Below are 24,356 nucleotides of genomic sequence, written 5' to 3'. Positions count from 1 at the left end.
TTCTGATCAGCCGTTTATGAACCACTTTGATGCGATCTCCTTTGTGCACGCTGTCATATTGCTTTTTCGAAACGAGAACGGCTTTTTCGCCGCCGTGTTTTCCACTATGATGAGCCAGTACCTTTTTTCTCTTGGCTGTATGATGTCTTTCTCTCTTATCCCGACAGTTTGCAGCATGCTTTTTTGTTCAGCGGAAAACCCTTTTGAATGGGAAACCATCCAATACGGAAAGTAATAATTGAAGAAAGCCGCCCCTGCGGGATTTTGATCGATCGTGTGCTTCATGCTTCCTTTATACAGCGCAGTTGCCGGCAGCGTTTTTTGCAGACTGTTTCTGAGAGCTGTCCCCCCGTTTTTAGACGACCTTTTCAGCAGATAGCCCTTGCTTGCGGCTTGTTTCATATAGGTGCGGGCGCTTTTATGAACAGAGCCCGCCCGGCTTTTTGAAGAGGCGCTGTGTGCCGCTGTGCTCGGAGATTTTGACGGGCTGTTGCCGCTTGCGGCCTCCGCCTGATCGGCCCCTGAAAACATGGCCAACATGAGACCCGCGGTCAGCAGCCGGAAATACTTCATCATTTACCATCACCGCTTTTTTGTTCTACCTTATCCTTCACTACGCCTTCAAGGGGCTCCTGGTCGTACTTCATATACGGCGGCCTGTAGATGAATGCTTTATCATCGCGGATTTTCATATACGGCTGCTCGATATCTTCAACATTTTCAACGTATTTTTTAAACGTTTTCGTTTTTTGTTTGCCGTTTTCCATATAGGAGACTTTCATTTCCGGGGCGCTGTCTGATTCGCTGTCGTTCACATAGTCAAACCAGACGAGGTCGTATTTTTTTATGGACTTGTCCTGGTTTACTTCCCTTGAACGCTCCTCGCTGCTGTCGTCGCATCCCGATATGAAAAGGGAAGCGACTGAGATGACCAAACTGAATAAAATAACTCTCGATTTTGTCATTTTTACCATCCTGTCTATCTATTTTTCTCTTTTTATACGATCAAAACTCATATGAGTGTCAATTTTTATATCGGATTTTTCAGTGCAAAGTATATGTAATATTTGCCGTTCAAACGTAATCAAACTGTAAAAGAGCTTGTCTCTGAAACAAGGTATAATCTGAATGTCAGAAAAAAAACCCATTCACGGAGGATATCTTTATTATGAAGAAAATACTCTTTTCATTTTTTGTTTTAGCGGCCAGTTTACTAGTTGCATTCAATTTTGGCGGTGAAGCGAGCGCTAAGACAAAAAAAGTCAGCGGCTATATTACATGGTATAATGGAGTCGGAAAAATCGGCGCTGACGGCAAAAGGCTGGGCCATTGGGATTGTGCTACAAAAATGGGCTTCGATGTTCCGAGAAAAGGAACGAAAATAAGAGCATATTCAAAAGCGAAACCGAAGAAAGCCATCACGGTATATAAATACGATGTCGGCAGACTTCCGGGCGCTGTTTTGGATGTAAGCCCAAAAGCCTTTAGAGCTTTAGGATATTCAACAAGCAAAGGCAAAGTTGCCGGACACTATACATACAAAAAATAAACAAACGGAAGCAAGAAAACAGGTTTTCTTGCTTCTTTATATTGGCGGAGAGTAAAATATGAAAAAAATTATTACGATCATTGTAGCGGCGGCAATCGTGCTGGCTGCCGGTATTTTTGCAGTCATCCATTTTTCGGCTCCGAAAAAGGAGCAAACACAGTCTGATCGTCCGGACCTACTCGTATCGATGACAGACCAAAAGCTAATGACCTCTTATTATAAAAATAACAAAGTGCTGTACAAGGAAAAAATGACGGACTATCCTGCGTCCGCATTGGACCGGAAACACAATATCCTGTATTATACGAACACGGACGAAAGCGGCGTCAAGCGCCTGATCAAGCTTGAGTTGAAAACAGGCAAAAAAACGACGCTGTATTCCGGTAAGGAGTACGTCGACGAGCTAAGCTTGTCCAAAGACGGCTCAAAGCTGTTCATGCGTTATAATCAGCCGGAAGAACGAAATTTTCATCTTGCGTCCTTTGATCTGAAAACGAAGTCCTTTACCGTGATCTATCCGAAGCTGAGTGACAAGGATGAGACCGTGAGTTTCTATCAATACGATCAAAACAGCGGCAAATCTGTCCTTCTGCATTATTCCGAGTCGGAAGACTATAAGAAAACCGATGAGGCGAACAGCAAGGGAATCGATCCGGAACCGACGAATATGCGCATTTCTTTAGCCGATGAGAAACACGAGAAGGAAATCAAAACGATCGCGAAATTTATCAATGACATTGCGATTTCGCCTGACGGAAAGACGATTGTCTTTACCGCGACAGATGCGGAAGGCGAAAAAACGGCGATCTGCGAGCTGGATCTCGAGACGAAAAAATACCAATCAATCATTGCAAACGGGCGCGATTTCACATTGATCGACTCAGCCGAGCCGCAGTTTTCAAAAGACGGGAAAACGATCTATTTCCTTGCTGAAGCAAAGGGAGCAAAGGTTTTGAAAGATGACGCGGGAAACGAAGCAAACGTGCGAACGATTTTCGCCTATGATAGGGATACAAAAAAAGTGAGCAAAGAATGGGAGCAATCAAACGGAATCATCAATGGTTTTACCGTTCTGAATTAAAGGCGGACATCAGCCGGCAGCGTCTGTTCCAGACAGCTTTGCCGGCTGATTTTTTGCGGAGGTATAAGTGTGTCCGTTTCCGGCGCCGGCTGACTGCTTGTCCCTTATTTCTTTATAGACGGACGAATAAAAGCCCTTGAACTTCGGGGAAAAAAAGAGTTTGAGGCAGAGGCGGCGGGCTGCCCGGAATATGGACAGTCCGGAGCTTAATAGTATGGGAAAGGGTATAAAGAGGTCATCATTGAAAACGGGAAAACCGCTCTTCTAAACCTGCGGTACGACCTCATCGGCAATCCGTTCCCGCCGTAAAGCTGCTTTTCTTCCGTTACTTTTTCAGGCACGTAAACGGTTGCCTCCCGCCGGCCGGCGCTTTCGAGGATGCCGTGAACCGAACGCCCGTCCTTTAATTTCAGCACGACATGGTAATGCATATACTTGCGGCAAAGGTTGTGCAAAGATCTATCATGATCATGGGGCATTGAGGTCTGAACATCTTTGGGGACGCTCATGGCTGTTTCATCTCCTTTACCATCATAATATTCACCGATTGGATGATTGTTCCAAAGGACGACAAAAAGAAAAAGCCGATTATGCAGTGTCAATCGGCTTCATTCAAACATTCTCAGCACTTCTTTCTCCGGCATTTGAAGCGGTCATCGTCATCATCGGAAAAACACTTTCTTTTTCTGCATTTGAAGCTGTCGCGGTCTTCGCTGTCGCTGTGACTGTCACTGTCATTGCCATCATCGGAAGGACGGTTCTCCGGGGGATCAAGCGCCCTCCACCCGTTGTTCCGCCTGCGTTTGTAAGGGTCATAATTGTCGTACTCATCGTAGTCGTACATGTTCACAATCACCCGCCTTTTATTGGTTATGATAATTTATTACAATGGCAATGTGTTTGCCTGTGCATTTATAATGGTTTTATATGCTTCGTAAACACCTTAAAAAATTACAAAAAGAATGAAAGGAAATAACAGGATTTTCGTACCGGAAACGCTAATTTAAATATAAAGCATGAAAGATGCGGGACTGGTATGATATAAGAGAGGAAGTTCCCGCGTAACGCGCTGATAAAAAAACTGATATTGCAGATACAAAGGAGAGTAAAAATGAAGAATAATAGAAAAAAAGAGATTATCTCATGGATCAGGACGCTTCTTATTGCGGGGGCCATCGTTGCTGCCTGCCGCTATTTTCTGTTCACCCCGTCTACCGTTTTAGGAGACTCCATGTATCCGACATTGCAAAACGGAAATATGGTCATGGTCAGTAAGATCAGCGAGATTAACCGGTTCGATAAAATCATCTTTCATGCCCCGGATGCTGACGAAGACTATGTCAAAAGAGTCATCGGCCTGCCTGGGGATTCGATCGAGATGAAAAATGACGTTCTTTATGTTAACGGAAAAGCCTATGATGAGCCGTACTTAAAGCAAAACAAAAAGGAGCTGACAGGCGGTAAACTGTTAACGGACGATTTTACGCTGAAAGAATTAACGGGCGAATCAAAAGTGCCGAAAGACAGTTTATTCGTCATGGGAGATAACCGCCAAAACAGCAGAGACAGCCGTTATTTCGGATTTATTTCAAAATCGTCTGTCGTCGGAAAAGTTGAATTTCGCTATTTTCCATTCAATGAAATCGGCGGAATCGATTAAGGAAAGAAAAGACTTCTCATCATATATGGGAGGTCTTTTTTTGTGAGCAGGCTGTTTGAAGAGTCGTCTGCTAAAGTGAAATAATAGAAAAAACCGAGTCGAAAGGAGCTGGGGTCAAATGAAGGTGTTCATCGTCGGTGCAAATGGGCAGATAGGCAAACACTTGACCGGCATGTTAAAGGAAAGCAGCGAACATCAGGTGAGAGCGATGGTCAGAAGCGAAGAGCAGGCGGAGACGCTGGAGCGTTCGGGGATCGAGACAGCGCTTGCCAATTTAGAAGGTACTGTCCACGACATTGCGGAGGCCGCAAAAGGCTGTGATGCGATCGTCTTTACCGCCGGATCGGGCGGTAAAACGGGCGCTGATAAAACGCTGCTCGTCGATCTGGACGGTGCGGCAAAAACGATTGAAGCCGCCGAAAAAGCGGGGATTCAACGGTTTATCATGATAAGCGCTTTGCAGGCCCATCACCGGGAGAATTGGAATGAAGCGATTAAGCCTTATTACGTTGCAAAGCATTATGCGGATAAAATACTGGAGAGAAGCAGCTTAACGTATACGATCATCCGTCCCGGAGGGCTTTTAAATGAACCGGGCACAGGAAAAATAAAAGCCGCGGAAAACCTGGAGCGCGGAACGATACCGCGCGAAGACGTAGCCGCAACGGCCGCCGCCGCGCTTAGCGAAGAGCGCACATTCCGCCGGTCGTTTGATCTGCTTTCAGGAGAAACGGCTATCGCTGAAGCGATAAAAGCGATCTGATCAGGCCATGCCGGGAATCCATGATGAACGGGTTCCCGGCATTTAGAAAATAGGAATATAAATTTTCATTTTCATGTCATCAGGAAAACAGGAACGGCGAACGTCCGTCACCTCAAAATCCGGTCCTTCCCTTCTTTCGTAATTCGCATTTGGAAGCCATGTGCGATAGATGTATCTTCTTGTGTTTTGAACCAACTCAGTCCGGCCGTTTACCTCAAACATGGCATATGTTCCTCCGGGAATGTCAAGATGAACAAACGATTCCGGTATTGTTTCGGGCGGTTTCTGAACCGCTTCTCCGACGACGAATGAAAATCCGCCCTCATCCAGAAAGTTGCACGATATGCCGTATGACATATCAGGCGCTGCTTTGCCGGGGATCTGCATATAATATTCATTGGCTCCGAAATCATGATAGAATCCCGGAATGTCTGCAAAGTACTTTTCGCCGTTTAGGTCGGTATGATACTCATAACCGACAATCAGCATGCTGTCGAGATGAATGATGTTCGGTCTGGGAATCGATTCGTCTTCATTGATGCTTGTCTTAAAATCGAGGAAATTGATTTCACGCTGATCATTCAGGGCGATGCTTGTCTTGCGGTATTTGCCCGGGGTGATCCCGAAACAATTCGCAAATGCACGGCTGAAAGCTTCCTGGGAGCCATATTGAAAATCAATGGCTATGTCCAGAATGGACCTGTCGGTTTCTTTCAGCAGTCCGGCCGCTTCAGACAGCCTTCTGCGGCGAATATACTCTTGTACAGAAAAACCGGAAATGGCTTGAAAAAGCCGTTGGAAATGAAATGGCGAAAAACATGCCTTCGACGCAATGTCGGTGATCTTTAATTCGTTTTGAAGGTTTTCTTCCATAAAACGAACCGCATGTTGAATTCTTTCGTAATCGTCCACTTTATCGCAGCCTTTCAAAGTTTTCTTGCCCTTATTGTACATGATTGAAGGCTCTATTTTTTGATCATTTGTGCTTTTTGAAAAATAAAAAGCCTCCTTTTGCGGGAGGCTTTTGTTATTGAGTATGAAAATCAGTGACTTCAAGAGGCCGCATCATATCATAATCTTCATGCTCCAGTATGTGGCAATGCCATACATACCTGCCGCTGTACGGGCTGAAGGTGGCGAGAATCCGCGTGACCGATCCAGGCGGAACTTTTACGGTATCTTTCATGCCTCTTTCGTTTGCAGCCGGAGCGACGGCAGGGCCTGTAAAAATCAGTTCTCCGTTTTGCTGAAAGCGCTCTGTATCAAACGGGCGGTGGTCGAGAATGAAAAATTGAATGAGGTGCAAATGAATCGGATGAATCGCTCTTCCTGCGTTGACGATCGACCAAATTTCGGTGCTGTCGCGCCTAGGTTTCTCAGTTACGGGATCGCTCCATCGCGTATTGTTCAGGAGCAGGACGGGCCTTCCGTATTGATCCTGCGACGCACCCAATGTCAATTTTCTGATGGCGTCGATTTTTTGTTTTTTGATAAACTGCCGCTTTCTTAATATGCTTGGAATTTTGCTCGTATCCTTTTGTTTTAATGGTTTTGTCACACGGAACTGCATGATATCGGCATCGGTTTCCGGATCTGCTTCTTCTCCGCCGCAGCCGATCCGGTTTTTCAATGTGATCGTTTGTCCTTCGGCATCCGAAAAATCGACGATGATGTCGAACCTTTCAGCCGGGGCGATCGTAAGCGACTGGACTTTTACCGGCCGCTGGAGAAGGCCTCCGTCTGTTCCGATTTGATACATCGCATGGTCTGAATCGAAATACAGCTCAAATATTCTTGAATTTGAAGCGTTCAAAATCCGGAAACGGTATTTTCGCGGTTCGATTTCAGCATACGGCCACACCTTGCCATTCACTAAAATGGTATCCCCGCAAAATCCGGGAACGATCGACGGATTCGGCAGGTCGCGGGACGCGTTTTCAGGCTGCCGCGGGTAAAACAATGAACCGTCTTCATTAAGCGACTTATCCTGGATCAAAAGGGGGACCTCATATTCTCCTTTTGGTATGTTTAATGACTGTTCCTCCTTATCGCGGATAAAATATAAGCCGACAAGGCCCGCATATACATTCAGCCTCGTAATCGCCATGGCGTGGTCATGATACCAGAGAGCGCAAGCGTCCTGATGATTGGGGTATTCATACACCTCCCTTTCGAAAAACGGCCCCGTTTCTTTAAAATTCTTCGTATACCAGGCTTCCGGATAGCCGTCGCTGTCCGCCGGCGTATTTCCGCCGTGGAGATGGACGACCGTTTTCACTTCATGTTCTTCATGCCCGTCATGGTGAATCGTGTGGTCAATCGGGAGAAAGTGGTGGCGCGGCAGTTTATTCATCCATTTGACGGCGACCTTTTCGTTTTTTTTGACTTCAAACGTAGGCCCCGGATAGCTTTCGTTATAGCCGAAAAGCCTGGTAGGTTCAAGATCCCGGTGAAGCTTTTGATAAAACTCTTTCATCGTTACCTCATAATAGGTTTTTGTCTTGCTTTTTGTATGAGGTTTGATCACTTTTGGAATGGGCAGCGGGTCGACAAATTTTTCAAGCTTCATGTTTCACCTGTCCTCTATGTTCTGATAAATAGGTCAGTATATTATAAGACGGGACCTGTGTTTAGGTTCCTGCTGGGGAAAGAAATAGACGCAGGCGAAAAGAGCCTGAGTATTACGAAGAAATGAACAAGATGTTTCAAAACCATTAAATATCGTATTGAAAGCGGTTTTTAAGAGGGCGGAAGTGGAGTTTTCCCGTTTGGCGGTGTTACATTATGGGTAAGCTGAAAGCGGCTTGAAAGGAGATGTTTGGCTTGTGCCGAAAAGGATAGATTGGATCGATGTGTCAAAAGGGCTGGGAATTATTTTGGTCGTTTTAGGTCATACGCCGACGACCGATTGGCTGAAGACCTTCATTTTTTCTTTTCATATGCCGCTGTTTTTCTTTTTGTCAGGGCTTGTCTACCATGATGCGAATATGACCTTTCTTTCGTTCCTGTACAAAAAGGTGAAGACGCTCCTTCTGCCTTACTTCATATTTTCCGCCCTTGCCTATTTGTTTTGGTTTTTCGTCGAAAGGCATTTTACGTTCAGCGGCAGCTCGGACGTCGATCCGCTTGTTCCATTTAAAGGGATTTTCTATTCCATGCCTGATGATTATATGCTGACGCATAATCCGGCTCTCTGGTTTTTAACATGTCTGTTCGTTGTAGAAATGCTGTTTTTCGTAATGAGAAATTGGCTGAAGGCCCGGCATCTCGTATTTATCGTCGTGTTATGCGCCCTGCTAAGCTATTTCAATTATCAATATTTCGAAATCAAGCTTCCGTGGAATATCGAAGTGGCATTGACCGCCCTTTCCTTCTACACTGCCGGTTATTTTCTGAAACGCGATTTGCGGAACGTCAAGGATCGCAAGGCACTGCTGATCGCGGTGATTCTGTTTATTGCTGTCGGCTTTCTTCAAAGCCAGAATGTCAGGGTGGATATGAGAGCGAATGAGTACGGGAACATGGCGATCTTTTATATCACGTCATTTTTAGGGACGGCCGGCGTGATTTTTGCAAGCTTTAAGCTGCAGCATGCAGCGCCTCTTCAATTCCTCGGCAAAAATTCATTGGTTATCCTTGTCCTTCACTACCCGGTGATCCGGGCGTTAAAAGCCGTCGTTTATTACCTTATGAATGTTTCTCTTGATGAGACCTACGGTTCTGTCGTGTGGGGCGGCGTTTATACGGCTGCAACCTTGGTGATTATGGTTCCGTGCATTTTCATTTTGAACAGGTACCCGGTCTTGCTCGGAAGGAGAAGAAGATGCTGAATGAAAAGCTTTGCAGGAGATTTTGCTGCAAGGCTTTTGCCGTTATCTCCTTTATGAAAAAAAGAAATAATATTCAGAAAAGACGCGGAAGCCGTTTTGCTTTTATTCCGAGGGGCGGAAGCAATTTTTGGAAAACCTTGATGCGCCGGGTTTTATCAGGGATTGGCCGAATTGAAATATGTTTCCTCCGTTAAAAAATGTTCTATGGCGTCTATAATTCTGCAAGAAGTGAATCATGTTTCTATAGACTCACTCAAGTTTTGCTTTGTATGATTAAAAAGCGAATACACGGATGGGAAAGGAAGCTTTTTATGGAAAGGTACGACGAATTAAAAAAAGGAGAAACCGGGGCGTGGGTCAGCATTTGCGCTTACCTCGTTCTGTCGGCCGTTAAGCTGATCATCGGATACGTCTTTCATTCCGAGGCCCTCAAGGCAGACGGGCTTAACAATACGACGGATATCATTGCCTCTTTAGCGGTGCTGATCGGTCTCAGGATTTCGCAAAAGCCGCCTGATGAAGACCATCCGTACGGACACTTCAGAGCCGAGACGATCGCTTCGCTCGTCGCCTCTTTTATCATGATGGTTGTCGGGCTTGATGTGCTGTATAGTTCGGGAGAGACGTTTTTGCATCCGCGGGAAACGACTCCTGATATGATAGCGGCATGGACGGCGGTCGGGAGTGCGGCCGTCATGTTTTTGGTGTACGCCTATAATAAACGGCTCGCCGAAAAGGTGAACAGCCAGGCGCTGCATGCGGCAGCTGCAGATAATAGATCTGATGCCATCGTCAGCATCGGAACGTTTACCGGTATTTTTGCGTCGCAATTTAACCTCGCCTGGGTCGATACTTTAGCGGCGTTTATCATCGGGCTGATCATTTGCAAAACCGCGTGGGACATATTTAAAGAAGCCGCTCATTCCTTGACGGACGGATTTGATATAAAGGATATTTCGACATATAAAGAAACGATTCAAAAAGTTCCCGGCGTCGGCAGGATCAAGGATGTGAAGGCGAGATATTTGGGAAGCGCCGTGCATGTTGAAGTCATCGTAGAGGTGAGGCCTGATCTGAACATTTTGGAAAGCCACGATATCGCCGATGAGATCGAAAGAAAAATGCAGGAGGAGCACTCGATCATCCATTCCCATGTTCATATAGAACCGTTCAGAGACGGCGAAAAATAACCTTTTCCATTTTGGAAAAGGTTATTTTTATTTACATAGAAAGAGAGTTTAACCATTTAGTTGTTTTCTGCCGAAACATCGTTTATCGTAAAGTTAAATCAATTTCGAATCCGTACGCATGAGGAGGAAAAGGATGGCTTACGAAGAAACGCTGCACCCTGTTTTGGGAAAAGTAGCCGATAATATTGATAACGTAATGGTAGGAAAGAAAGATATTGCCGTATTGAGCCTGACCGCCATTCTTGCCAACGGCCATGTGCTTTTGGAGGATGTGCCCGGAGTGGGGAAGACGATGATGGTTCGCACGCTGGCGAAATCGACGGGCGCCGAATTTAAGAGAATTCAGTTTACGCCGGACTTACTGCCATCAGACGTAACAGGCGTTTCCATATATAATCCGAAAACCCTTGAATTTGAATACCGTTCAGGCCCGATTATGGGGGAGATCGTGTTGGCGGATGAAATCAACCGTACGTCGCCAAAAACCCAGTCGGCTCTGCTTGAAGCGATGGAGGAAGGGAGCGTGACCGTCGACGGTGTGACGATGCCGCTTTCTAAGCCTTTTTTTGTCATGGCTACCCAAAACCCGGTGGAATACGAAGGAACGTATCCGCTGCCTGAGGCCCAGCTTGACCGCTTCCTATTCAAGCTTCGAATGGGCTATCCGACGGTCGCCGAAGAGATTCAGGTGCTGGACCTTCAGGAAAAAAGCCGTCCGATTGAAGAGATTGAGCCGGTGATCACGAAGGATGAGCTGGCCGGCTTCCAAAAAGAGGCCGAAACGGTCTATGTGGATGCTTCCATAAAAGAATATATTGTTGACATCACACAACAAACAAGACATCATTCAGACGTCTATCTCGGCGTCAGCCCCCGCGGTTCGATCGCCCTGATGAAAGCTGCACAGGCGTTTGCTTTCCTGTATAACCGCGATTATGTTATACCGGATGATATCCAGTACCTTGCGCCTTTTACGCTTCCGCACAGAATGATATTGCGGTCGGAGGCGAAATTTGAAGGGAAGCGGCCGGAGATAGTTCTTCAGGAGATCATGGCGAAAGTGAAGGTTCCCGTTGGAAGGCGATGAGCAGATCATGAGAGTGCGCATCGGTCATATCAGGTTTTGGTGGAAGCTGTTTATTTTATTTCTTCTTTTTATATCGACGTTCTGCTATGCGATGTTTCAAGGGGGATTTGTCAGCTGGTTTTTGTTTTACGTTTTTCTTCCCTTCGTTTTGTACGCCGTCTTGTTTGCAATTTACCCGCTGAAGAAAATCGAGGCCGAACGAACGCTCAGCCGCGGACAGTTTAAAGCCGGCGATCAGCTTGAAGCCGTGATTACGATAAAGAGAAAATTTCCGTTTCCGCTTATGTTTATGATCGTTGAAGACTGCCTTCCCGGTTCTCTTTTAAAAAACGGCCATGCGCAGGGAGCGGTGAGGTTACTTTTTCCCTGGTTTCAAAAAGAAATCAAAATGGCTTATACGATCCCGTCCGTTCCGAGGGGCGATCATCGTCTGAACACGGTCAGAATCCGTACAGGCGATCCCCTGGGGCTTCTGGAAAAGGAAATATATGTGCGGCTTGAAACCTCATTTCTCGTTCTGCCTTCGTATCAAAAGATCGCGTACGATGCCAATACTGGAAGTTTTGACGATAAAGCCGGACATGCCGCAGACTTTCAGAGGCAAAACAGCCATTTGGCTTCAAGCGTGAGGGAATATCAGCCGGGGGACCGCTTTTCGTGGGTGGACTGGAAGACGTCGGCGAGACGGAACCGGCTGATGACAAAGGAGTTTGAACAGGTGAAGGGCCGGAATTTGTGCGTTTTCATGGATCGTACCCCTTCTCCTGCTTTTGAAGACATCGTTGTCTTTACGGCTTCGGTTCTGCGCGCGGCTCTTCAAAACGGGGTCTATGCAGGGCTTGTTTCGATTGGGAAAGATCGATCCTTGTTTCCGATCCGCGGCGGAGAAGATCATTTAAGAAAGCTCTTTTATCATTTGGCGCTGGCAGATTGCGATTCCCCCCATCCGTTTCACAAGCTGCTGGAGAGCGAGCTTCAGCTGCCCGATATGAGGAAGACGGCGAAATATATCGTGACAGGCCGCATGACAGCGGCGTTATCGCACGTGTTGGGAAACGCATCGAAAGACAAGGCGCCGGCCGTATTTCTCATCAAAGAAAAAGGCGGCGCTGTCTCACCGGAAGAGAATGCGGCGATTGAGCATGTAAAAGCGCGCGGAATCGAAGTCAGCGTCATTAGCGGAGAGCGCTTTTCGCATGTTTTTTTGAAAGCGAGGTGAGATGATGATGTCCAAAGAACAAAACGGCCGGATCAGTCAGCTGATTTTTTACGTTTTAACCTTTTTGCTGCTTTGGGAGTGGCTCCGCCCCCTGCAGTATTTTACCGATACGGGGCATACCTTCTTTTTTATCGTGTTTATCGCTGTCGTTTTTCTGATGACATTTTTTAAAGTTCCCTGGTTTATCAGGTTTCCGGTCAGCCTCGGTTTCATTCTGTTTGCCCTTCATTGGATATTTTACGAGGGATCATTGCTTCAACCTTCCTGGCTCGGAATGCTGGCAGGCGATGTCAATCGAAATCTGTCGTACATCTTTTCGGGGATGTGGCGGGATATGTCGCCTTTGTTTCGGACGCTGCTCTTTTTCGTCCTGCTTTGGCTGCTCGTCTACCTTCTGCACTATTGGGTGATTTATCAGCGGAGAATTTTCTTCTTTTTCATCATGACCGTCGTTTATATTACGGTGATCGATACGTTTACGCCGTTTGACGCGTCGCATGCGATCATCCGGATCGTTGTGTTCGGCTTTCTCCTGCTCGGAATGCTGTTTTTGGAGCGGATGAAGGAAAGCGAGAAGTTCAAAGCTTCTCCATCGTTATTTGCCAAATGGTTTGCCCCTCTCGTGCTGATGACGGCTGTCGCCGCGGCCATTGCAATAGCTGCGCCGAAGGCCGATCCGGTCTGGCCTGATCCGGTTCCGTTCCTCAAAACGGCGGCAAACGGCGATTTTTCTTCAGGGGGAAAAACCAAAGTCGGCTATGGAACGAATGATGAATCATTGGGCGGACCGTTTACGCAGGACGATACACGGGTGTTTTCGTGGCAGGGCAATGAAAGAAGCTATTTCAGAGTCGAAACGAAAAGCTATTACACCGGCAAAGGCTGGACTGAAGATGAGAAAGCGGGAACATCGATCAACCTTGATGATACGAAGCTTCATTATGCATGGTATGAAGACGGCGTAAAAACGCAAACGCGGAAAGTCAAGGTCGACATCAATCCGGCTTACCGCTATCACCATGTCCTTTACCCGATCGGGACGACGGACATCTTATTGGACAATTTTGTGCCGCTCGCGATGAACAGCCGAACGGAGCGGATCGTTCCGGTCGGCAAGATGGGAGCCGACGTGAAAAACCTTGGAAGCTATACAGTGACCTACCAATCTCCCGTTTTTGACGTGAAAAAACTTCAGCGCATCAGCATGGATACTGAAGGAGAATGGAGCAAAGACCATCAAAAATACTTGCAGCTCCCTGACTCCCTTCCTGAGCGTGTCAAACGGCTCGCCCATGATTTGACGAAAGATCATGACAACGTGTATGACAAAGCGAAAGCGATTGAAGATTATCTCGGGTCTTCCGAGTTTTCGTATGAGACGAAAGATGTTGCCGTTCCGAAAAATCATCAGGATTACGTCGATCAATTTTTATTTGAGACGAAAATCGGGTATTGCGACAACTTTTCAACGGCCATGATCGTGCTCTTGCGGTCTGCCGGTGTACCGGCCCGCTGGGTGAAGGGCTATACATCGGGACAGTATGCCGGAACGTCGCAGGACCGGAATCATAACGTTTATGAAGTGACAAACAACAATGCCCATTCCTGGGTCGAAGTCTACTTTAAAGGGCAGGGATGGGTGACATTTGAACCGACAAAAGGTTTTATCAATCCGGAGCAATTAGTCGAGCAGTCAAGCAGTCAGCCTGGCGATGCTTCTCATGAAGCGGCCGAAAAAGAACAGAATCATTACGGAGATCGGCCGGAGGAGACTGCCAAAGAGAAGCAAAGAAACGATCAGAAGCAGGCGCTTGATGAAAAACAAGACCGTCAACGCGCAGATGTGGAACGCTGGGACGCCGCAGGTGCGCTCAGCGGTGGAGCGGTGCTGCTTATCATCGTTGCCGCCGGGGCGTCATTTTACTTTACCCGTGCCAAATGGCTGCCGCTGGTCATTGCTTTCAGGCTGAAAAAACGGCGGGATGACGCCGTTTTCTTCAAGGCTTATGACGAACTGCTCCGCCAGCTGAAGCGAAAAGGCATGAAAAAAGAAGCGGGCCAGACGCTCCGCGAATTTGCGGAAAAGGTTGATGAACGTTACAAAACCGATGACATGACCCGGTTGACGCTGATGTATGAACGGGCTCTCTATCGGAAAGAAAATGCGAGGGAGCTTTGGCATGAATCAGTTGAGTTATGGGAAAATTTAATTAAAAGGAGATAGTCTTGACCGCTATCTTTCCTATTGTTAGAATAAGTGAATATTAAAAACCCTTATATATTCTTGCTGGCAGGCCCGGCGTCTGCCGTTTAAACAAAGCCGGGCCTTAGTCCCGCGAATGGGGGCAGGACTGCTGTATGTCTGCCGCCATTTTTTCTGTGCAAAAGACAATTTGATAAAGAGGTGACACCATGACGAAGTTAGTAAATGAAATGATTCTTGTATTGGATTTTGGAAGTCAGTACAACCAGCTGATCACTCGGCGCATACGTGAGTTTGGTGTATACAGCGAGCTGCATCCGCACACTTTGACGGCGGAGGAAATCAGGGAAATGAATCCGAAGGGAATTATTTTGTCCGGGGGTCCGAACAGCGTATATGACGAAGCATCTTTCCGCTGTGACGAAAAGATCTTTGACCTGGACATCCCGGTTCTTGGAATTTGCTATGGCATGCAGCTGATGACCCATTACCTCGGCGGCAGAGTGGAAGCGGCAAGTCAGCGTGAGTACGGAAAAGCGGACATTCACATTAAAGGCGAGCCGGATCTGTTTAAAGATCTTCCGAAAGAACAGGTCGTCTGGATGAGTCATGGTGATTTAGTTGTTGAAGTTCCGGAAGGCTTCACCGTTGATGCGACGAGCCATCACTGCCCGAATTCCGCGATGAGCAAAAAAGACAAAAAATGGTACGGCGTTCAGTTCCACCCGGAAGTCCGCCACTCCGAATACGGAAACGATCTGCTGAAAAACTTCGTTTTCGAGGTTTGCGAGTGTGCCGGAGAATGGTCAATGGAGAACTTCATCGAAATCGAAATGCAAAAAATCCGTGAAACAGTCGGCGACAAACAAGTGTTATGCGCGCTTAGCGGCGGGGTCGATTCCTCTGTCGTCGCAGTGCTGATCCATAAAGCGATCGGCGATCAGCTGACATGTATTTTCGTCGATCACGGCCTGCTCCGCAAAGGTGAAGCAGAAGGCGTCATGAAGACGTTCAGCGAAGGCTTTAACATGAACGTCATCAAAGTCGATGCAAAAGACCGCTTCCTCAACAAGCTGAAAGGTGTTTCAGATCCTGAACAAAAACGGAAAATCATCGGCAATGAGTTTATCTACGTGTTTGACGATGAAGCGGACAAGCTGAAAGGAATCGATTTCCTTGCACAAGGAACGCTTTACACCGACATTATCGAGAGCGGAACGGCGACTGCGCAGACGATCAAGTCTCACCACAATGTCGGCGGACTGCCGGAAGACATGCAGTTTGAGCTGATCGAACCGCTGAATACGCTGTTTAAAGACGAAGTTCGCGCGCTCGGCACAGAGCTCGGCATTCCTGATGAGATCGTTTGGCGCCAGCCGTTCCCCGGCCCGGGCCTTGGAATTCGCGTGTTAGGAGAAGTAACGGAAGAAAAGCTGGAGATCGTCCGTGAATCAGACGCGATCCTGCGCGAAGAAATCGCCAAAGCCGGCCTTGACCGCGACATTTGGCAATACTTCACCGTCCTTCCTGATATCCGCAGCGTCGGAGTCATGGGAGACGCGAGAACATATGATTACACAATCGGCATTCGCGCCGTCACTTCTATCGACGGCATGACATCAGACTGGGCAAGAATCCCGTGGGATGTCCTCGAAAAGATTTCGACGCGGATCGTCAACGAAGTGAAGCACATCAACAGAGTGGTGTACGATATTACCTCTAAGCCGCCTGCCACAATTGAATGGGAATAATAAAGATGCCCCGGATCTTAACGGATTTGGGGCTTTTTATTGTTGGGATAATGTTTTATTTCGATAGCTTTCCGGAGAACGCGGAGGCCGAATTGGAACATACAGTAAACGAACATAGCGGGACGTTATTTTGCATAATGTTCGCTTTTTTGTATTGTGTTTACGGTAAGATATTGTTACAATAGCATAGTAATTGAAAAAGAACTTGTCGTATAATCATGGGAATATGGCCCATAAGTTTCTACCAAGCTACCGTAAATAGCTTGACTACGCTGGTATATATTGATTTGATTTTTTAAAACATTCAGTATGAAATATGCCGTAGTCAAGCGTCCCATATCATTGGGGCGTTTTTTGTTTAAAAGCAAAGGTTTATGAAACAATAAAAACGACAGAAAATCGAGAGGAGTTACCATTTTGAAGCGTTTCTTTCAGTTTGACGAATTGGATACAAATTATCGGAGAGAAATCATCGGCGGACTGACAACCTTTTTGTCAATGGCTTACATTCTGTTTGTCAACCCGCTTACCCTTTCTCTCGCTTCAGTCACTGATTTTCCGAAAGATTTAAGAATAGATCAAGGTTCAGTCTTTACAGCGACTGCGATCGCTTCTGCCGTCGGCTGTATTTTGATGGGCCTCATCGCGAAATATCCGATTGCCATTGCTCCCGGAATGGGACTGAATGCGTTTTTTGCTTTCACCGTCGTCTTGAACATGGGGATTTCCTGGCAGACGGCTTTATCGGGCGTATTCATTTCAGGACTTATTTTTGTCGGTCTATCATTAACAGGCTTGAGGGAAAAAATCATCAATGCCATTCCGCCGGAGCTTAAACTGGCAGTCGGCGCCGGCATCGGCCTTTTCATTACATTTGTCGGTCTTCAAGGTTCGAAAATTATCGTGGCGAATCCGAGCACGCTCGTGTCTCTCGGAAACATCCACAGCGGTCCTGTGCTGCTGACGATCTTCGGAATAATCGTCACCGTCATTTTGATGGTGCTCCGGGTGAACGGAGCCGTCTTCTTCGGAATGCTGATCACGGCCGTGGCCGGTATATTGACCGGCTTGATCGATGCGCCGACAAAGATTGTCGACAAAATTCCAAGCCTTGAACCGACGTTTGGACAAGCCATCATTCATTTGCACGATATTTTTTCTTTGAATATGCTGATCGTCATTTTAACGTTTTTGTTTGTCGGATTTTTTGACACCGCCGGTACGCTGGTAGCAGTGGCGACGCAGGCGGGATTAATGAAGGAAAACAAACTGCCGAGAGCCGGCAGGGCGCTGTTTGCCGATTCGTCTTCCATCGTTGTCGGCGCCGTCCTCGGAACATCAACGACGACTTCTTATGTTGAATCAAGCGCGGGTGTTGCCGCAGGCGCAAGATCCGGTTTTGCGGCTGTCGTAACAGGAATTCTGTTTTTGTTTGCGATGTTTTTCTCTCCGCTGCTTACCGTCGTGACATCAAATGTGACGGCTCCTGCATTGATCGTTGTCGGCGTTTTGATGGTCGCTCCTCTCGGCAAAATCGACTGGACCAAGTTTGAAATCGCCGTTCCCGCGTTTTTAACGATGATCTGCATGCCACTGACGTACAGCATCGCGACCGGGATTGCGATCGGCTTTATCTTTTATCCGATCACTATGATTTTTAAAGGAAAAGCGAAAGAAGTACATCCGATTATGTACTGTTTGTTTGTGATCTTTATTCTTTACTTTATTTTCTTGAATCATTAAGCTTTTCGCGGCCGATAACTCTTGCGGGTTATCGGCTTTTTTGTGTATATCTCGAAATTAGGCGAACCGTGCAAAACTTTTCGCGTTCGTTCAGCGTTATATATAATGACCGCCAAATCTGTTTTAAAATAGTGGTTTTGCTTGACTGTTTTGCAAGGCTTAGGTAATTTATAAAAGAAATCAGTAGCGTTAGCTTTGGGCAAAGAATAGGAGTTGCTTATATGATTGATGAACAATATAAAGAAAAAAGTCGTGATGAAGATCATGAACCTGAGATAGATCAGCCGGCATCGAGAATGTCCAGAAGCTCGCGCAACGCGAGGGCGGCAAAGGAAACAGACGGAACACCGCAGAAGAAAGTCAAAACGGTTTTGCGAAGCGTAAATGCCGCTTTAGTCCGTTATTTCAGCTTTATGCTCGATGTGTTAAAGTCCCCTGTACAGGCGGCCGAAGAAAACGACCGGTCTTATTTTAAGTATTCCGTTATTTCGATGACGCTGTTAGCCGTTTTCTTTTCGCTCGGAAACTTTTATCAGCTATTGTCCGGCCGCGGCAGGGTGCTTGGATTTGGCGTGTCGGTCTCATTCATGGAAGTGTTTCTCGTCGTTTTCCTTTACTGCATGATCTTTATGTTCTGGAACATCGCGGCGATTTGGGCGGCGTCGAGGTTTTGGCTGAAGAATAAGCTGTCTTTTGCCGAAACTGCGGCCAAGTACGGCTCGCTGTTGGTTCCTTTTATCATCCCTGCCGCTCTGTGGATGGTTTGTGCGATTTTAAACATCACGACGATGACGGTGATCCTGTCGATCCTGATGTTTTTGGGAATGGTATTCGGAACGTTTATCATGATTCAGTCCATTTATGAAAAAAGCGGCAGGGCGCGGGCGGATTTAATGTATTTCGTCTTTGCCGTCCTGTTGGCCGAATTGGTATATGCCGGAGCGACATGGAAGTTCATGGTCGGCTATTTGCTGTCTTCGCTCGTTCCGGTGTAACGGGCCTTTAGCCGGTTCACATGTAGAACCGGCTTTTTTGATCATAAAATCCGAGTTGACTCATAAGAATAATAAGTATAATATAAAAACACATGTCAGTTCGGAACGGGGGGAGTAATCAATGGCCAATTTTCTCCGCAAAGCCATTTATGAAAAAAAGAAATGGCTCATCAGACAGATCGTGAAGTCAGGACGGATAGACAATACAAACGATTTATCGGCATATACGCTGACTGATCTTGAAAAGGTGCATCGTTCAGTAACGGAACATCATACAAAAAAGCGGCCGTAAGCATGATAACGGCACAGGCCAGGGCGTTTTGCAAAACGCCTTTTTTTTGTTGTTTCACAAGCTTTGAAACTTCTCTAAAAAGGGTAAACTGATCATAATTGGAACGCGATGTCAGATTGTCGAAAAATTTTGCGGTGAAGCAAGGACATTACAGGATTGTATATGCGGAATTTCTCTAGTAGAATATGATTGCTTCTGCATCTAAAGGAGGGATTGGAGTTGCTTCACACGGCATTTATCCACGCTGTGAGTATGGTTGGCATTATTCTGGTTATCAATATTATATATGTAACATTTTTAACCCTTCGAATGATACTGACATTGAAAGGTCAGCGGTATTTGGCCGCTTTTATCGGTACGATCGAAATGCTGGTCTACGTCGTCGGACTTGGGCTGGTTTTAGATAATTTAAATCAAATCCAAAACGTGATCGCCTATGCGATTGGATTTGGAATCGGAATTATCGTAGGGACGAAAATCGAAGAAAAGCTTGCACTCGGATATATTATGGTAAACGCGATTACGAAGGAGCTTGATTTGGACCTTCCGAAACAGCTCCGCGAAAAAGGGTACGGCGTCACCCACTGGGTCGTCGGCGGACTTGAAGGCGACAGAACGGCGATGCAGATTTTGACGCCGAGAAGGTATGAACTGCAATTGTACGAGACGATCAAATCGATTGACTCAAAAGCCTTTATCGTTTCCTACGAACCGAAAACGATCCACGGCGGCTTCTGGGTGAAAGCCGTTAAGAAAAGGAGAATTAAAGAGTAATGACAAAGCCGAAGAAAAAACGCTTTGAAGTGGCTGAAGGCGAAACGATCGACGCCGTGTTGAGCCGCATGCAGGAAGAAGGATATACGCCGGTGCGCCGGATGGAGGAGCCTGTGTTTAAAGAAACGGAGGAAAATGGAACGATTCAGGTTGTTCCGTGCGGAAGGAAAATTATATTTGAAGGGAAATTGACCTAAAACCGAACATTAAAACAATAAAAAATAGTATTGTTCGATAATGTCGTTGACATTATGGAAGTCCGTTGTTAAGATAAACATGACATGAAAACACGACCTCATATAATCTTGGGAATATGGCCCATAAGTCTCTACCCGATGACCGTAAATCATCGGACTATGCAGGAAAGTGGACAATAAACTGACATGGAAATCGCGAGAAGCGGACGACTGACGATTAACGCGCCATGCCCGGTTTGTGTTGCTTCCTAACATGCAATACAAAGCCGGGCTTTTTGTTTGCGATGAATTACAGCTAAAGGTGGGACAATCAAATGCAGCCTCTTGCAGGTGTTATTATGGGAAGCACATCAGATTGGGAAACGATGAAGCATGCTTGCGGCATACTAGAAGAATTAAAGATTCCATTTGAGAAAAAGGTTGTTTCCGCTCATCGGACGCCTGATCTCATGTTTGATTATGCCGAAACGGCGCGGGAAAGGGGCTTGAAAGTGATCATTGCCGGAGCGGGGGGCGCTGCCCATCTGCCGGGAATGGTCGCGTCCAAAACGACGCTGCCCGTCATCGGCGTTCCGGTGCAGTCAAAAGCGCTGAACGGACTTGACTCGCTTTTATCAATCGTCCAAATGCCTGGCGGCGTTCCGGTGGCTACCGTGGCGATCGGAAAAGCGGGAGCCGTCAATGCGGGACTGCTGGCGGCGCAAATCCTTTCCGCGTTTGATGAAAAAATAGCCCGCGTTTTGAGCGAACGAAGGGAAACGATCAGACAAACCGTGTTGGAAAGCAGTGATCAGCTTGGATAAACAAACGATTTTTCCCGGTGCGACAATCGGTATCATCGGAGGCGGCCAGCTCGGCAAAATGATGGCTGTCGCCGCAAAGCAAATGGGCTATCGCATAGCGGTCGTTGATCCCGTTCCTTCCTCGCCGTGCGGACAGGTGGCGGACCTTGAAATCACAGCGGCCTACAATGATCAAGAAGCGATCGAAAAGCTGGCGGAAGCGAGCGATGTCATCACCTATGAATTTGAAAACATCGACTATCACGCCTTTAACTGGCTAAAAGAGAATGCTTACCTGCCGCAGGGAAGCGAGCTTTTGCTGTTGACCCAAAACAGGGAGACGGAGAAAAAAGCGATCGAATCAGCCGGCTGCAGGGTTGCGCCGTACAGAATCATTCATGACCGCACAGAGCTTGAAGCGGCTGCGTCAGAGCTCGGGCTTCCGGCGGTGCTGAAGACGTGCCGCGGCGGATACGACGGAAAAGGGCAGTATGTGATCAAGGAAAAAGCCCAAATCGGAGAAGCAGCAGCGCTCCTAGAGCATGGAACGTGCATTTTGGAAAGCTGGGTGCATTTTAAAATGGAGCTGTCCGTCATCGTGACGAGATCGGTGAACGGTGAAACCGCAGTGTTCCCGGCTGCTGAAAATATTCATAAACACAACATTTTGTTTCAAAGCATTGTTCCGGCAAGAGCCGATGAGGCGATTCAGGAAAAAGCGGCTGACCTCGCCGTCCGGCTCGCCGAAAAGCTTCAGCTCGTCGGAACGCTGGCTGTTGAGCTATTTCTTACGGAAGACGGCGGGCTGCTCGTCAATGAACTTGCGCCGCGCCCTCATAACTCGGGCCATTACACGCTTGATCTTTGCGAAACAAGCCAGTTTGAACAGCATATCCGCGCCGTCTGCGGATTGCCGCTCGGCAAAACAGACCTTCTCAAAGAAGGAATGATGGTGAATCTTCTCGGCGATGAAGTGTACATGGTTCAGGAAGAGCCTGGGCTGCTGAAAGAAGCGAAGCTTTATATTTACGGAAAACATGAAGTAAAACCCGGCCGCAAAATGGGGCATATTACATTTATGAGAAAACCTGATCAGCATTGGATTCAGCAGATGACTGAAAAGTGGACTGAAAGAGATGGAGGAAGAGAACAATGATCGAACGTTATTCAAGACCGGAAATGGCCGCGATTTGGACGGATGAAAACAGGTTTCAGGCATGGCTTGAAGTCGAAATTTTGGCATGTGAAGCATGGGCGGAGCTTGGCGTCATTCCTAAAGAAGACGTCAAGGTTTTGCGCCAAAACGCGTCATTTGATATCGACCGAATTTTAGAAATCGAGAAAGACACGCGCCACGATGTCGTCGCCTTTACCCGCGCCGTGTCCGAAACGCTCGGCGAAGAAAGAAAATGGGTTCACTACGGTCTGACGTCAACGGACGTTGTCGATACCGCTCTTTCCTACCTATTAAAGCAGGCCAACGACATCCTGCTCAAGGACCTTGAGAGATTTATTGACATCCTAAAAGAAAAAGCAAAAGAGCATAAATATACGGTCATGATGGGACGCACACACGGCGTGCATGCAGAGCCGACGACATTCGGCTTAAAGCTTGCCCTTTGGTACGAAGAAATGAAGCGCAACCTGGAGCGCTTCAAACAGGCGAAGGAAGGCATCGAAGTCGGAAAAATTTCCGGTGCTGTAGGAACATACGCAAACATCGATCCTTTCGTCGAGAAGTACGTATGCGAAAAGCTCGGCTTAAAACCGGCGCCGATTTCCACACAGACGCTGCAGCGCGACAGACACGCCGATTATATGGCGGCAATTGCCCTGATCGCAACGAGCATCGAAAAATTTGCCGTTGAAATCCGCGGTCTGCAAAAAAGCGAAACGCGCGAGGTTGAAGAATTTTTCGCAAAAGGACAGAAAGGCTCATCAGCGATGCCGCATAAGCGGAATCCGATCGGCTCTGAAAACATGACGGGAATGGCGCGCGTCATCCGCGGCTACATGCTGACGGCTTACGAAAATGTACCGCTTTGGCACGAACGCGATATTTCCCATTCTTCGGCGGAACGCATCATTCTGCCTGATGCGACGATTGCGCTGAACTACATGCTGAACCGCTTCGGCAACATCGTGAAGAACCTGACCGTGTTCCCTGAAAACATGAAGCGCAACATGGACCGCACGCTCGGACTGATCTATTCACAGCGCGTCCTGCTTGCTCTGATCGACAGCGGCATGACACGCGAAGAAGCGTATGACACAGTACAGCCGAAAGCGATGGAGGCATGGGAGAAGCAGGTGCCGTTCCGCCAGCTTGTCGAAGCCGAGGAAAACATTACGTCGCGACTCACCTCTGAACAAATCGCCGACTGTTTCGACTACAATTATCATTTGAAAAACGTCGACTTCATCTTTGAGCGCTTAGGTTTGGCATAACATGAACCTCCCGCCTTATTCAGGCGGGAGAATAAGAGATGGAATATTTCCAACATTCGGGTTAGGAGGCCTTCTGTGAATATTGTGAAAAATGAACTTTTATACGAAGGAAAAGCGAAAAAGATTTTTCTTACGAATGATGACGATATTTTGTTTGTCGAGTACAAGGATTCTGCAACGGCTTTTAACGGAGAAAAAAAGGCCGAAATCGACGGAAAAGGCCGCTTAAATAATGAAATTTCGAGCATGATTTTCACGAGGCTTCATGAGAAAGGGATTGGAAATCACTTCGTGAAGAGGGTTTCTGAAACCGAACAGCTTATCAAAAAAGTGAACATCATCCCGCTTGAAGTCGTCGTCCGCAATGTCGTTGCGGGGAGCATGTCCAAACGGCTCGGCATTCCTGAAGGCACTGAGCTGGGACATCCGCTCATCGAGTTTTACTATAAAGACGACTCGCTCGGCGACCCGCTGATCACAGAAGACCATATTTGGATTTTGCAAGCGGCTGAACCCGATCAGGTGGAAACCATCAAATCGATCACAAGACAGGTCAACGAAGAGCTGCAGCAGATTTTCGCGGCGATCGGTGTCAGATTGATAGATTTCAAGCTTGAGTTCGGGCTTGATGCAAACGGCTGCGTGCTGCTCGCCGATGAAATCTCGCCGGATACGTGCCGTCTGTGGGATAAAGAAACGAATGAAAAACTTGACAAAGACGTGTTCAGACGGAATTTAGGCGGATTGACTGATGCGTACGAAGAAATATTCAAAAGACTTGGAGGCATGTAA

25 protein-coding genes and 2 riboswitches are annotated in these 24,356 nt (G+C 47.1%); of the genes, 19 read left to right on the top strand and 6 right to left on the bottom strand.

What is annotated here, in order from left to right; all coding sequences use genetic code 11:
* Positions 1-6: 6 nt before the first annotated feature.
* Both MHB78_RS20135 and MHB78_RS20130 read right to left on the bottom strand, forming a co-directional pair.
* The gene (locus MHB78_RS20135; protein WP_099047019.1) at positions 7-576 is read right to left on the bottom strand and encodes a hypothetical protein; all 570 of its coding nucleotides are present in this window, start codon (positions 574-576) and stop codon (positions 7-9) included.
* Positions 573-965 carry a hypothetical protein gene (locus MHB78_RS20130; protein WP_046130468.1) on the bottom strand — a complete coding sequence of 131 codons (393 nt, stop codon included), beginning with the start codon at positions 963-965 and terminating at the stop codon, positions 573-575. The genes MHB78_RS20135 and MHB78_RS20130 overlap by 4 nt, the downstream gene beginning before the upstream one ends.
* Positions 966-1,168: 203 nt before the next feature.
* Here MHB78_RS20130 and MHB78_RS20125 point away from each other — a divergent pair, with 203 nt between their 5' ends.
* Complete coding sequence (locus MHB78_RS20125) at positions 1,169-1,549, top strand: RlpA-like double-psi beta-barrel domain-containing protein (RefSeq protein ID WP_046130467.1); 381 nt, start codon at positions 1,169-1,171, stop codon at positions 1,547-1,549.
* 58 nt (positions 1,550-1,607) lie between these two features.
* A complete protein-coding gene (locus MHB78_RS20120) occupies positions 1,608-2,630 on the top strand; it encodes a PD40 domain-containing protein (RefSeq protein WP_065894190.1) in 1,023 nt (340 codons plus the stop codon).
* A gap of 206 nt (positions 2,631-2,836) precedes the next feature.
* Here the strand turns inward: MHB78_RS20120 and MHB78_RS20115 are convergent, their stop codons facing one another.
* Together MHB78_RS20115 and MHB78_RS20110 are read right to left on the bottom strand one after the other, a co-directional pair.
* Complete coding sequence (locus tag MHB78_RS20115; RefSeq protein ID WP_046130465.1) at positions 2,837-3,139, bottom strand: hypothetical protein; 303 nt, start codon at positions 3,137-3,139, stop codon at positions 2,837-2,839.
* A gap of 113 nt (positions 3,140-3,252) precedes the next feature.
* The gene (locus MHB78_RS20110; protein WP_082094085.1) at positions 3,253-3,474 is read right to left on the bottom strand and encodes a hypothetical protein; all 222 of its coding nucleotides are present in this window, start codon (positions 3,472-3,474) and stop codon (positions 3,253-3,255) included.
* Positions 3,475-3,741: 267 nt separating this feature from the next.
* Here MHB78_RS20110 and lepB point away from each other — a divergent pair, with 267 nt between their 5' ends.
* Positions 3,742-4,290: a signal peptidase I gene (gene lepB / locus MHB78_RS20105; protein ID WP_046130463.1), complete on the top strand. Its 549-nt coding sequence runs from the start codon at positions 3,742-3,744 to the stop codon at positions 4,288-4,290.
* A 118-nt stretch (positions 4,291-4,408) separates the two neighbouring features.
* Positions 4,409-5,053, top strand: a complete 645-nt coding sequence (locus MHB78_RS20100) for an SDR family oxidoreductase (protein ID WP_046130462.1) — start codon at positions 4,409-4,411, stop codon at positions 5,051-5,053.
* A 42-nt stretch (positions 5,054-5,095) separates the two neighbouring features.
* Here the strand turns inward: MHB78_RS20100 and MHB78_RS20095 are convergent, their stop codons facing one another.
* Both MHB78_RS20095 and MHB78_RS20090 read right to left on the bottom strand, forming a co-directional pair.
* On the bottom strand, positions 5,096-5,965 hold the full coding sequence (locus MHB78_RS20095; RefSeq protein WP_046130491.1) for an AraC family transcriptional regulator: 870 nt from the start codon (positions 5,963-5,965) through the stop codon (positions 5,096-5,098).
* 115 nt (positions 5,966-6,080) lie between these two features.
* Positions 6,081-7,622 (bottom strand): multicopper oxidase, encoded by a 1,542-nt coding sequence (locus MHB78_RS20090; RefSeq protein WP_046130461.1) that lies wholly within the window; start codon positions 7,620-7,622, stop codon positions 6,081-6,083.
* A 256-nt stretch (positions 7,623-7,878) separates the two neighbouring features.
* Here MHB78_RS20090 and MHB78_RS20085 point away from each other — a divergent pair, with 256 nt between their 5' ends.
* The 15 genes from MHB78_RS20085 to purC all read left to right on the top strand — a co-directional run bounded on the left by MHB78_RS20085 (position 7,879) and on the right by purC (position 24,356).
* Positions 7,879-8,883 carry an acyltransferase family protein gene (locus tag MHB78_RS20085; protein WP_046130460.1) on the top strand — a complete coding sequence of 335 codons (1,005 nt, stop codon included), beginning with the start codon at positions 7,879-7,881 and terminating at the stop codon, positions 8,881-8,883.
* A 311-nt stretch (positions 8,884-9,194) separates the two neighbouring features.
* On the top strand, positions 9,195-10,073 hold the full coding sequence (locus MHB78_RS20080; RefSeq protein WP_046130458.1) for a cation diffusion facilitator family transporter: 879 nt from the start codon (positions 9,195-9,197) through the stop codon (positions 10,071-10,073).
* Positions 10,074-10,206: 133 nt separating this feature from the next.
* On the top strand, positions 10,207-11,160 hold the full coding sequence (locus tag MHB78_RS20075; RefSeq protein ID WP_046130457.1) for a MoxR family ATPase: 954 nt from the start codon (positions 10,207-10,209) through the stop codon (positions 11,158-11,160).
* 7 nt (positions 11,161-11,167) lie between these two features.
* A complete protein-coding gene (locus MHB78_RS20070) occupies positions 11,168-12,379 on the top strand; it encodes a DUF58 domain-containing protein (protein WP_046130490.1) in 1,212 nt (403 codons plus the stop codon).
* 7 nt (positions 12,380-12,386) lie between these two features.
* Positions 12,387-14,603: a DUF4129 domain-containing transglutaminase family protein gene (locus MHB78_RS20065; protein WP_099047094.1), complete on the top strand. Its 2,217-nt coding sequence runs from the start codon at positions 12,387-12,389 to the stop codon at positions 14,601-14,603.
* 188 nt (positions 14,604-14,791) lie between these two features.
* Complete coding sequence (gene guaA, locus MHB78_RS20060; protein WP_046130455.1) at positions 14,792-16,333, top strand: glutamine-hydrolyzing GMP synthase; 1,542 nt, start codon at positions 14,792-14,794, stop codon at positions 16,331-16,333.
* Between the two features lie 188 nt (positions 16,334-16,521).
* Positions 16,522-16,623, top strand: a riboswitch (purine riboswitch).
* A gap of 127 nt (positions 16,624-16,750) precedes the next feature.
* Positions 16,751-18,076, top strand: a complete 1,326-nt coding sequence (locus MHB78_RS20055; protein WP_046130453.1) for an NCS2 family permease — start codon at positions 16,751-16,753, stop codon at positions 18,074-18,076.
* Positions 18,077-18,297: 221 nt separating this feature from the next.
* A complete protein-coding gene (locus MHB78_RS20050; RefSeq protein ID WP_046130452.1) occupies positions 18,298-19,071 on the top strand; it encodes a hypothetical protein in 774 nt (257 codons plus the stop codon).
* A 121-nt stretch (positions 19,072-19,192) separates the two neighbouring features.
* On the top strand, positions 19,193-19,363 hold the full coding sequence (locus MHB78_RS20045) for a hypothetical protein (RefSeq protein ID WP_164918136.1): 171 nt from the start codon (positions 19,193-19,195) through the stop codon (positions 19,361-19,363).
* A gap of 252 nt (positions 19,364-19,615) precedes the next feature.
* Positions 19,616-20,137: a DUF5698 domain-containing protein gene (locus MHB78_RS20040; protein ID WP_099047095.1), complete on the top strand. Its 522-nt coding sequence runs from the start codon at positions 19,616-19,618 to the stop codon at positions 20,135-20,137.
* Positions 20,137-20,334 carry an NETI motif-containing protein gene (locus MHB78_RS20035; protein WP_046130450.1) on the top strand — a complete coding sequence of 66 codons (198 nt, stop codon included), beginning with the start codon at positions 20,137-20,139 and terminating at the stop codon, positions 20,332-20,334. Before MHB78_RS20040 ends, MHB78_RS20035 begins: the two co-directional genes overlap by 1 nt.
* A gap of 78 nt (positions 20,335-20,412) precedes the next feature.
* Positions 20,413-20,514, top strand: a riboswitch (purine riboswitch).
* A 134-nt stretch (positions 20,515-20,648) separates the two neighbouring features.
* Positions 20,649-21,137 carry a 5-(carboxyamino)imidazole ribonucleotide mutase gene (gene purE, locus MHB78_RS20030; RefSeq protein WP_046130449.1) on the top strand — a complete coding sequence of 163 codons (489 nt, stop codon included), beginning with the start codon at positions 20,649-20,651 and terminating at the stop codon, positions 21,135-21,137.
* A complete protein-coding gene (gene purK, locus MHB78_RS20025) occupies positions 21,130-22,272 on the top strand; it encodes a 5-(carboxyamino)imidazole ribonucleotide synthase (protein ID WP_046130448.1) in 1,143 nt (380 codons plus the stop codon). The genes purE and purK overlap by 8 nt, the downstream gene beginning before the upstream one ends.
* Positions 22,269-23,564 (top strand): adenylosuccinate lyase, encoded by a 1,296-nt coding sequence (gene purB / locus MHB78_RS20020; RefSeq protein ID WP_046130447.1) that lies wholly within the window; start codon positions 22,269-22,271, stop codon positions 23,562-23,564. Before purK ends, purB begins: the two co-directional genes overlap by 4 nt.
* Before the next feature lie 75 nt (positions 23,565-23,639).
* Positions 23,640-24,356, top strand: a complete 717-nt coding sequence (gene purC, locus MHB78_RS20015; protein WP_046130446.1) for a phosphoribosylaminoimidazolesuccinocarboxamide synthase — start codon at positions 23,640-23,642, stop codon at positions 24,354-24,356.

This window comes from Bacillus sp. FSL K6-0138, from assembly GCF_037982765.1.
GTDB lineage: Bacteria > Bacillota > Bacilli > Bacillales > Bacillaceae > Bacillus > Bacillus glycinifermentans.
The sequence above is the reverse complement of the archived record's forward strand: the minus strand, read 5'-3'. Positions and strand labels throughout refer to the sequence as shown.

What these genes read in the sequence shown, in the direction of transcription:
- MHB78_RS20135 (WP_099047019.1), bottom strand. Translation starts at nt 576, where the DNA reads ATGATGAAGTATTTCCGGCTGCTGACCGCGGGTCTCATGTTGGCCATG.
- MHB78_RS20130 (WP_046130468.1), bottom strand. Translation starts at nt 965, where the DNA reads ATGACAAAATCGAGAGTTATTTTATTCAGTTTGGTCATCTCAGTCGCT.
- MHB78_RS20125 (WP_046130467.1), top strand. Translation starts at nt 1,169, where the DNA reads ATGAAGAAAATACTCTTTTCATTTTTTGTTTTAGCGGCCAGTTTACTA.
- MHB78_RS20120 (WP_065894190.1), top strand. Translation starts at nt 1,608, where the DNA reads ATGAAAAAAATTATTACGATCATTGTAGCGGCGGCAATCGTGCTGGCT.
- MHB78_RS20115 (WP_046130465.1), bottom strand. Translation starts at nt 3,139, where the DNA reads ATGAGCGTCCCCAAAGATGTTCAGACCTCAATGCCCCATGATCATGAT.
- MHB78_RS20110 (WP_082094085.1), bottom strand. Translation starts at nt 3,474, where the DNA reads ATGTACGACTACGATGAGTACGACAATTATGACCCTTACAAACGCAGG.
- lepB (WP_046130463.1), top strand. Translation starts at nt 3,742, where the DNA reads ATGAAGAATAATAGAAAAAAAGAGATTATCTCATGGATCAGGACGCTT.
- MHB78_RS20100 (WP_046130462.1), top strand. Translation starts at nt 4,409, where the DNA reads ATGAAGGTGTTCATCGTCGGTGCAAATGGGCAGATAGGCAAACACTTG.
- MHB78_RS20090 (WP_046130461.1), bottom strand. Translation starts at nt 7,622, where the DNA reads ATGAAGCTTGAAAAATTTGTCGACCCGCTGCCCATTCCAAAAGTGATC.
- MHB78_RS20080 (WP_046130458.1), top strand. Translation starts at nt 9,195, where the DNA reads ATGGAAAGGTACGACGAATTAAAAAAAGGAGAAACCGGGGCGTGGGTC.
- MHB78_RS20075 (WP_046130457.1), top strand. Translation starts at nt 10,207, where the DNA reads ATGGCTTACGAAGAAACGCTGCACCCTGTTTTGGGAAAAGTAGCCGAT.
- MHB78_RS20070 (WP_046130490.1), top strand. Translation starts at nt 11,168, where the DNA reads ATGAGAGTGCGCATCGGTCATATCAGGTTTTGGTGGAAGCTGTTTATT.
- MHB78_RS20065 (WP_099047094.1), top strand. Translation starts at nt 12,387, where the DNA reads ATGTCCAAAGAACAAAACGGCCGGATCAGTCAGCTGATTTTTTACGTT.
- guaA (WP_046130455.1), top strand. Translation starts at nt 14,792, where the DNA reads ATGACGAAGTTAGTAAATGAAATGATTCTTGTATTGGATTTTGGAAGT.
- MHB78_RS20050 (WP_046130452.1), top strand. Translation starts at nt 18,298, where the DNA reads ATGATTGATGAACAATATAAAGAAAAAAGTCGTGATGAAGATCATGAA.
- MHB78_RS20045 (WP_164918136.1), top strand. Translation starts at nt 19,193, where the DNA reads ATGGCCAATTTTCTCCGCAAAGCCATTTATGAAAAAAAGAAATGGCTC.
- MHB78_RS20040 (WP_099047095.1), top strand. Translation starts at nt 19,616, where the DNA reads ATGGTTGGCATTATTCTGGTTATCAATATTATATATGTAACATTTTTA.
- MHB78_RS20035 (WP_046130450.1), top strand. Translation starts at nt 20,137, where the DNA reads ATGACAAAGCCGAAGAAAAAACGCTTTGAAGTGGCTGAAGGCGAAACG.
- purE (WP_046130449.1), top strand. Translation starts at nt 20,649, where the DNA reads ATGCAGCCTCTTGCAGGTGTTATTATGGGAAGCACATCAGATTGGGAA.
- purB (WP_046130447.1), top strand. Translation starts at nt 22,269, where the DNA reads ATGATCGAACGTTATTCAAGACCGGAAATGGCCGCGATTTGGACGGAT.